Source organism: Billgrantia montanilacus (genome assembly GCF_003336675.1).
GTDB classification, from domain to species: domain Bacteria; phylum Pseudomonadota; class Gammaproteobacteria; order Pseudomonadales; family Halomonadaceae; genus Halomonas; species Halomonas montanilacus.
Genome location: NZ_QPII01000006.1, coordinates 230,237 through 236,236, shown reverse-complemented (window position 1 = coordinate 236,236; position 6,000 = coordinate 230,237). Strand labels below are relative to the sequence as shown.

General features: G+C 66.0%; 6 protein-coding genes. 1 reads left to right on the top strand and 5 read right to left on the bottom strand.

Annotation, left to right across the window (positions count from 1 at the left end; translation table 11 throughout):
- Positions 1-209 precede the first annotated feature (209 nt).
- Both DU505_RS10945 and DU505_RS10940 read right to left on the bottom strand, forming a co-directional pair.
- Positions 210-1,379 (bottom strand): isovaleryl-CoA dehydrogenase, encoded by a 1,170-nt coding sequence (locus DU505_RS10945; protein ID WP_114479015.1) that lies wholly within the window; start codon positions 1,377-1,379, stop codon positions 210-212.
- Positions 1,380-1,656: 277 nt separating this feature from the next.
- Positions 1,657-2,595: a sodium-dependent bicarbonate transport family permease gene (locus tag DU505_RS10940; protein WP_114479014.1), complete on the bottom strand. Its 939-nt coding sequence runs from the start codon at positions 2,593-2,595 to the stop codon at positions 1,657-1,659.
- A 133-nt stretch (positions 2,596-2,728) separates the two neighbouring features.
- Here DU505_RS10940 and DU505_RS10935 point away from each other — a divergent pair, with 133 nt between their 5' ends.
- Positions 2,729-3,688, top strand: a complete 960-nt coding sequence (locus tag DU505_RS10935) for a LysR family transcriptional regulator (protein ID WP_114479013.1) — start codon at positions 2,729-2,731, stop codon at positions 3,686-3,688.
- Here DU505_RS10935 and DU505_RS10930 read toward each other — a convergent pair.
- The 3 genes from DU505_RS10930 to DU505_RS10920 are packed head-to-tail and all read right to left on the bottom strand — an operon-like array spanning position 3,685 to position 5,988.
- On the bottom strand, positions 3,685-4,515 hold the full coding sequence (locus DU505_RS10930) for an ABC transporter substrate-binding protein (RefSeq protein ID WP_114479012.1): 831 nt from the start codon (positions 4,513-4,515) through the stop codon (positions 3,685-3,687). The genes DU505_RS10935 and DU505_RS10930 overlap by 4 nt on opposite strands.
- Positions 4,516-4,558: 43 nt before the next feature.
- Positions 4,559-5,287, bottom strand: a complete 729-nt coding sequence (locus DU505_RS10925) for an ATP-binding cassette domain-containing protein (RefSeq protein WP_245947891.1) — start codon at positions 5,285-5,287, stop codon at positions 4,559-4,561.
- Positions 5,284-5,988: an ABC transporter permease gene (locus tag DU505_RS10920; RefSeq protein WP_114479011.1), complete on the bottom strand. Its 705-nt coding sequence runs from the start codon at positions 5,986-5,988 to the stop codon at positions 5,284-5,286. Before DU505_RS10920 ends, DU505_RS10925 begins: the two co-directional genes overlap by 4 nt.
- Between the last annotated feature and the right edge of the window lie 12 nt (positions 5,989-6,000).

The following is a 6,000-nucleotide window of genomic DNA, read 5'->3' as shown; positions in this document are numbered from 1 at the left end:
CCTCGGCGGAGGCTGCCACGTTGGCAATGTTGTCAGCCTCGGCAACGCCGCCGGGAGTCCTTCGGCCTCCAGTCGCCGATGCGTCGGACCGGAGCTAAAGCTGCTCCAACATTAGAAAAAAACGCTGTTGGAGCGCTCGGTTCGGCGTTCCGACTCCGCGTCGCGACTGGCGCCGCCAGGCGCCTCGGCGGAGGCTGCCACCATTACTTCTACTTCGATTCGTTAAAAATCTCGCGGCCGATCAGCATCCGGCGGATCTCGCTGGTACCGGCGCCGATCTCGTAGAGCTTGGCGTCGCGCAGCAGGCGTCCGGTCGGGTATTCGTTGATATAGCCGTTGCCGCCGAGCAACTGGATCGAGTCCAGCGCCACTTGGGTAGCCTTTTCGGCGCAGTAGAGGATCACGCCGGCGGCGTCCTTCCTCGAGGTCTGGCCGCGGTCGCAGCCGGCGGCTACGGCGTAGAGATAAGCGCGGCAGGCGTTCAGCGTGGTGTACATGTCGGCGATCTTGCCCTGCACCAGCTGGAATTCGCCGATGGGCTGGTCGAACTGCTTACGCTCGTGGATGTAGGGCACCACGATGTCCATGGCCGCCTGCATGATGCCGATGGGGCCGGCGGCGAGCACGGTGCGCTCGTAGTCCAGCCCGCTCATCAGCACCTTGACGCCGCGGTTCAGCTCGCCGAGCACGTTCTCGACGGGCACTTCGCAGTCCTGAAACACCAGCTCGCAGGTGTTGGAACCACGCATACCCAGCTTGTCGAGCTTCTGGGCGGTGGTGAAGCCGGGCATGCCCTTCTCGATGATGAAGGCGGTGATGCCCTTGGAGCCGGCGTCCGGGTCGGTCTTGGCGTAGACCACCAGTACGTCGGCGTCGGGGCCGTTGGTGATCCACATCTTGTTGCCGTTGAGGACGAAGTGGTCGCCCTCCTTGCGTGCGCGCAGTTTCATGGAGACCACGTCGGAGCCGGCGCCCGGCTCGGACATGGCCAGCGCGCCGACATGCTCGCCGCTCATCAGCTTGGGCAGGTACTTGGCCTTCTGCTCGGCGCTGGCATTGATCTTGAGCTGGTTGACGCAGAGATTGGAGTGCGCGCCGTAGGAGAGACCCACCGAGGCGCTGGCCCGGGAGATCTCTTCCATGGCGATGCAGTGCGCCAGGTAACCCATGCCGGTGCCGCCGTCCTCTTCCGAGACGGTGATGCCCAGCAGCCCCATGTCGCCGAATTTCTGCCACAGGTCGTTGGGGAACTCGTTCTTCTCGTCGATCTCGGCGGCGCGCGGGGCGATCTCGTCGCGGGCGAAGGCGTTGACCTGATCGCGCAGCATGTTCAGTTCATCGTCGAGGCCGAAGTCGAGGGGCTTGTAGGGCGTGAGCATGGCGGAACTCCCTTTTACTGTCGGTATGTCGGCTGTCAGGTTGCGCAAGGCGAACGGGCACGGATTTGCCTCGCATCTTGGAATGGCTACAAGACTAGGCCAGGTTGACGTTAACGTAAAGTGCAAGCGGGACGGCTGCGACGAATGTCGAAGAAACTACGCTGCCATAAACGATCTCGGAAGAAACGGCGTGGAAAGAAATGAGGTTGAGAGTGCAAGACTGGCAGAAGGGTGGGATTGGCGCCACCGACCCTGGGTCGGCGGCGCCTGGGCTGGTTCAGCCCAACCACAGCGCCAGCTGGTGATAGAGGGGGATACCCACGATCACGTTCAGCGGGAAGGTGAAGCCGAGCGCGGCCAACATGGCCAGGCCGATGTTGGCCTCGGGAATGGCGTTGCGCATGGCAGCTGGCGCGGCGATGTAGGAGGCGCTGGCGGCAAGCGCCGTCAGGATCAGCAGGGAGCCGCTGGGAAGGCCCAGTGCCAGGCCGACTGCCAGGCCGGCCAGTGACAGGACGAACGGCGCCACCAGGGCGAAGGTGAGCAGCCGCCAGTGGAACCAGGGGACGGGGCGCAGGGTTTCGGCCGCAGTCAGGCCCATCTGCAGCAGGAACAGCGCCAGCACCGCATGGAAGGCGCCGGTGAACAGCTCGGTGACGTTGGCACCCTGCATGGGGCCATACATGGCGCCGATCACCGCGCCGCCGGCCAGCAGGATCACCCCCCGGTTGGTCAGGGTCTCGTGCCAGATGCCCTGCAGCGCTTCGCCGGAGTCGCTGCCCTTGTAGCGGCGAAAGAGGGCGATGGCCACCATGATTGCCGGGAGTTCCATCATCACCAGGTAGAGCGTTACCTCGGCGCCGATGGGTAGGCCGCGGCCTTCGGCGAAGGCCAGGGCCACGGCGAAGGTGCCGGCGCTGACCGATCCGTAGTGGGCAGCGATGCTGGCGCTATCGGCAGGCGAGAGGCGAATCAGGTGACGCAGCACCGGCATCAGGGCCAGCGGGATCACCGCACCCAGGGCGGCCACCGCGAGCAGTTCCGGCAACAGCGACCAGCGTAGGTTGCCGTAGAGCGCCATGCCTCCCTTCAGGCCGATGGTCAGCATCAGCAGCAGGCTCAAGGTGTCGTAGGCGGCCTTGGGGATGTTGAGGTCGGACTTGACGATACCGGCGAGCAGGCCGAGCAGAAAGAACATCACGACGATGTCTGGCATAGGTCTCTCTTCTTCTTGAGTCGCAGTGGCAGGGTAGTCGCGGATTGTGAGGAGTGCGTGATATTGATTCCAATTGAATATTCATCGATTTAGTATAGATGACTATCTATATAATCCGCCGTGGAGCCGTGTCATGAACGTGCGTCACCTGACGTTTCGTCTACTGCAGGTGTATGTGGCCGTGGTGCGCAGCGGTTCGGTCAGCGAGGCCGCTCGGCAGCTCCACCTGACCCAGCCGACCGTTTCGCAGCAGCTCAAGCGGCTGGGCGAGGCGGTGGGGGAGCCGCTCCTGGAGAGCCGCCGAGGTCGCCTGACGACGACGGAGGCCGGCACCGAACTCTACCGCGCCAGCCGCGAAGTGCTCGACCGCTTCGACGACTTCGAGGATTACCTGGTTGCCCTGCGGGGCGGTGAAAGGGGGCGCTTCAGCATCGCCCTGGTCAATACGGCGCAGTATGTGTTGCCCCGGCTGTTGGGGCCTTACAGCCAGGCGTTTCCCGAGGTCGACGTGACCCTGCATATCGGCAACCGCCGCCAGATGCTCACCCGCTTCGAGCGTCAGGATGACGATCTCTATATTTTCAGCCATCCCCCCTCGCTGGCCCACGCCCTGGCAGGCCGCTTCCTGCGCAATCCGCTGGTGGTGATCGCCCCGCGGGGGCATGCCTTGGCCACCCGCGAGCGCGTTGCCATGAGCGAGCTGCTGGCGGAACGTTTCCTGCTGCGCGAGCCGGGCTCTGCCACGCGCATGCTGTTCGAGAGCTGGCTGCAGGAGCAGGGGCTGTCGCTGGGCGCGACCCTGCAGATGGCCAGTAACGAGGCGATTCGCGTGGGGGTGGCGTCGGGCATGGGGCTCGCGGTGCTCTCCGAGCATGTGTTGCCGCCGGAGCATCCAGACCTGGTGATCCTGCCGGTGGAGGGGTGGCCCATCGAGAGCCACTGGCAGTTTATCGTACGCCGTGACAGGCGCCTTCCCCACGCCGCGCTGGGTTTTCTGACGTTCGCCCAGGGGCATCTGGGTGAGTGCGTGGAGGCGCGCTTCATCTCCAACGAGCTGGGGGCGATGCTGGCGGGGCTGGGGTCAGGAGCTTAAGGTGCGTCGTCCACGTTGGGCTGACTGTTGGGAAAGAACAGCTGCCCGCCATTGACCCGGAAGTCGGCGATCGCCCGCTGGCCGGCCTCGGAGAGCAGCCACTCATGCCACTGCGCGGCGAGGTCGTGCTTGAGGTGGGGGTGGCGATCGGGGGAGATTCGCACGCTGCCGTACTGGTTGAACAGCGCCTCGTCACCCTCGAAGAGCAGCGTGAGATCCTGGCGATTCCTGAACGCGACCCAGGTGGCGCGATCCGTGAAAACGTAGGCATCCATGGCGGCGGCGGTATTGAGCGTCGCACCCATGCCGCTGCCGAGCTCGCGATACCAGGGGGACGCGGTTACGACCCCGGCCGCCTCCCAGAGGCGCTGTTCGGCACGGTGGGTGCCGCTGTCGTCCCCGCGGGAGGTGAAGGGGGCCTCAGCCGCACCGATACGGGCGAAGACCTCGTTGACGTCATCGGCTTCGGCAATGCCTGCCGGATCGCCGACCGGGCCTACGATCACGAAGTCGTTATACATGACGTCGGCGCGTTCGCTGCCATGGCCCTCGGCGACGAAGCGCGCTTCGCCTTCGGTGTCGTGTACCAGCAGGCTGTCGGCATCGCCGCGGCGGGCAATTTCGAAGGCCTGGCCGGTGCCCACCGCCACGACGCGCACCTCGATGCCGGTGGCCTCGGTGAACGCCGGAATGATGGCGCCGAACAGGCCCGAGTTCTCGGTGGAAGTAGTAGAGGCCAGGGTGATATGGCCGATGCTCTGGGCGGTGGCGGGAAGCGAGAGCCCCATCAGGGCGAGTGTGGCAAGGATGGTTCCGGCCCTCGGCATGCTGTCTTCCTTCTGTGGTTGTCATCCGAGGTGGTCATCCGAGCTACCAGATCAGATCCCCGTCGATGAAGGCGCGGGTGGTCGGTGAAGCCGGCGTGGTGAAGAAACGCTCGGCGTCGCTGTGTTCGATCAGGCGCCCCTCGTGGAGCAGCACGACATCGTCTGCCAGCCGTTTTGCCTGGTTGAGGTCGTGGGTGGTCATCAGGATACGCGTGCCCCGGGCATGGAAGTCGACGACCGCCGCTTCCACGGCGCGCATCGAGGCCGGGTCCAGGGCGGCGGTGGGTTCGTCGAGGAACAGCACCTCCGGGGCGAGCAGCCAGGCCCGGGCCAGGGCGAGGCGTTGCTGCTCGCCGCCGGAGAGAACCCGCGCCGGGCGCCTTTCCAGGGGGCTCAGGCCGAAGCGGGCCAGGGCCTCGCGGGCCAGTGGCTTGCGTGACCGCCAAGGGGTGCCGCTGACGGCCAGGGCATAGGTGAGGTTGTCCAGGGCCGAACGCTTTAGCAGCACGGGGCGCTGGAAGACCATCGCCTGGCGCGGTGGCTTGCCTTTCCAGTACACCTGCCCGGCGCTGGGAAGCAGCAGACCGTGGGCCAGGCGCATCAGCAGGCTCTTGCCGGCCCCGTTGGGGCCCATTACCAGGGTGCGCCGGCAACCGTCGAAGGAGAGGGTCAGCGGCTGGAGCAGCGTCTGGCCGCGGTGAACCACGCTCGCACCTTCGAAGCGCAGGGCCGGGATCGCAAGTTCGGGCAACTGATGGGCCATTTGGGTCATCCCAGTCGCCTCCGGGCCGTTTCGCCCACCAGGTAGGCGGCACCGTTGATCAACGTGACCAGGGCGAGCAGCACCAGGCCGAGGCCCAGGGCCAGCGGCAGGTTGCCCTTGCTGGTTTCCAGCACGATCGCCGTGGTCATGACCCGGGTGACGCCTTCGATATTCCCGCCCACGATCATCACCGCGCCCACTTCGGCACTGGCGCGACCGAAACCGGCCAGTATCACCGTCATCAGCCCGAAGCGGGCGTCCCACAGCAGGGTGGGGATGCGGCGCAGCCGTGACAACCCGAGCGACTGCAACTGTTCGCGGTATTCGGCGTGCAGCTCCTCCACCTGCTGGCGGGTCAGGGCGGCGATGATCGGCAGGATCAGCAGGACCTGGGCGACCACCATGGCGCCGGGCGTGAACAGCAGGCCGAACTGCCCCAGCGGGCCGGCACGAGATAGCAGCAGGTAGACCGCCAGCCCCGCCACCACCGGCGGCAGCCCCATCAGGGCATTGAGCATCACCACGACCGCGCCGCGCCCCGGGAAGCGCCACAGCGCCAGGGCAGCGCCCAAGGGCAGGCCGATCAGCGCACCCACCGCCACGGCGGCAAGCGATACCTGAAGCGACAGGGCCAGGATGCCGACCAGCGTCGAGTCCAGGCCCAGGATCAGGTTGAGGGCGGCCTGGAAGGCGTTGTCGAATTCCGGCATGCGGGTCTCCGG

What these genes read in the sequence shown, in the direction of transcription:
- DU505_RS10935 (WP_114479013.1), top strand. Translation starts at nt 2,729, where the DNA reads ATGAACGTGCGTCACCTGACGTTTCGTCTACTGCAGGTGTATGTGGCC.
- DU505_RS10940 (WP_114479014.1), bottom strand. Translation starts at nt 2,595, where the DNA reads ATGCCAGACATCGTCGTGATGTTCTTTCTGCTCGGCCTGCTCGCCGGT.
- DU505_RS10925 (WP_245947891.1), bottom strand. Translation starts at nt 5,287, where the DNA reads ATGACCCAAATGGCCCATCAGTTGCCCGAACTTGCGATCCCGGCCCTG.
- DU505_RS10930 (WP_114479012.1), bottom strand. Translation starts at nt 4,515, where the DNA reads ATGCCGAGGGCCGGAACCATCCTTGCCACACTCGCCCTGATGGGGCTC.
- DU505_RS10920 (WP_114479011.1), bottom strand. Translation starts at nt 5,988, where the DNA reads ATGCCGGAATTCGACAACGCCTTCCAGGCCGCCCTCAACCTGATCCTG.
- DU505_RS10945 (WP_114479015.1), bottom strand. Translation starts at nt 1,379, where the DNA reads ATGCTCACGCCCTACAAGCCCCTCGACTTCGGCCTCGACGATGAACTG.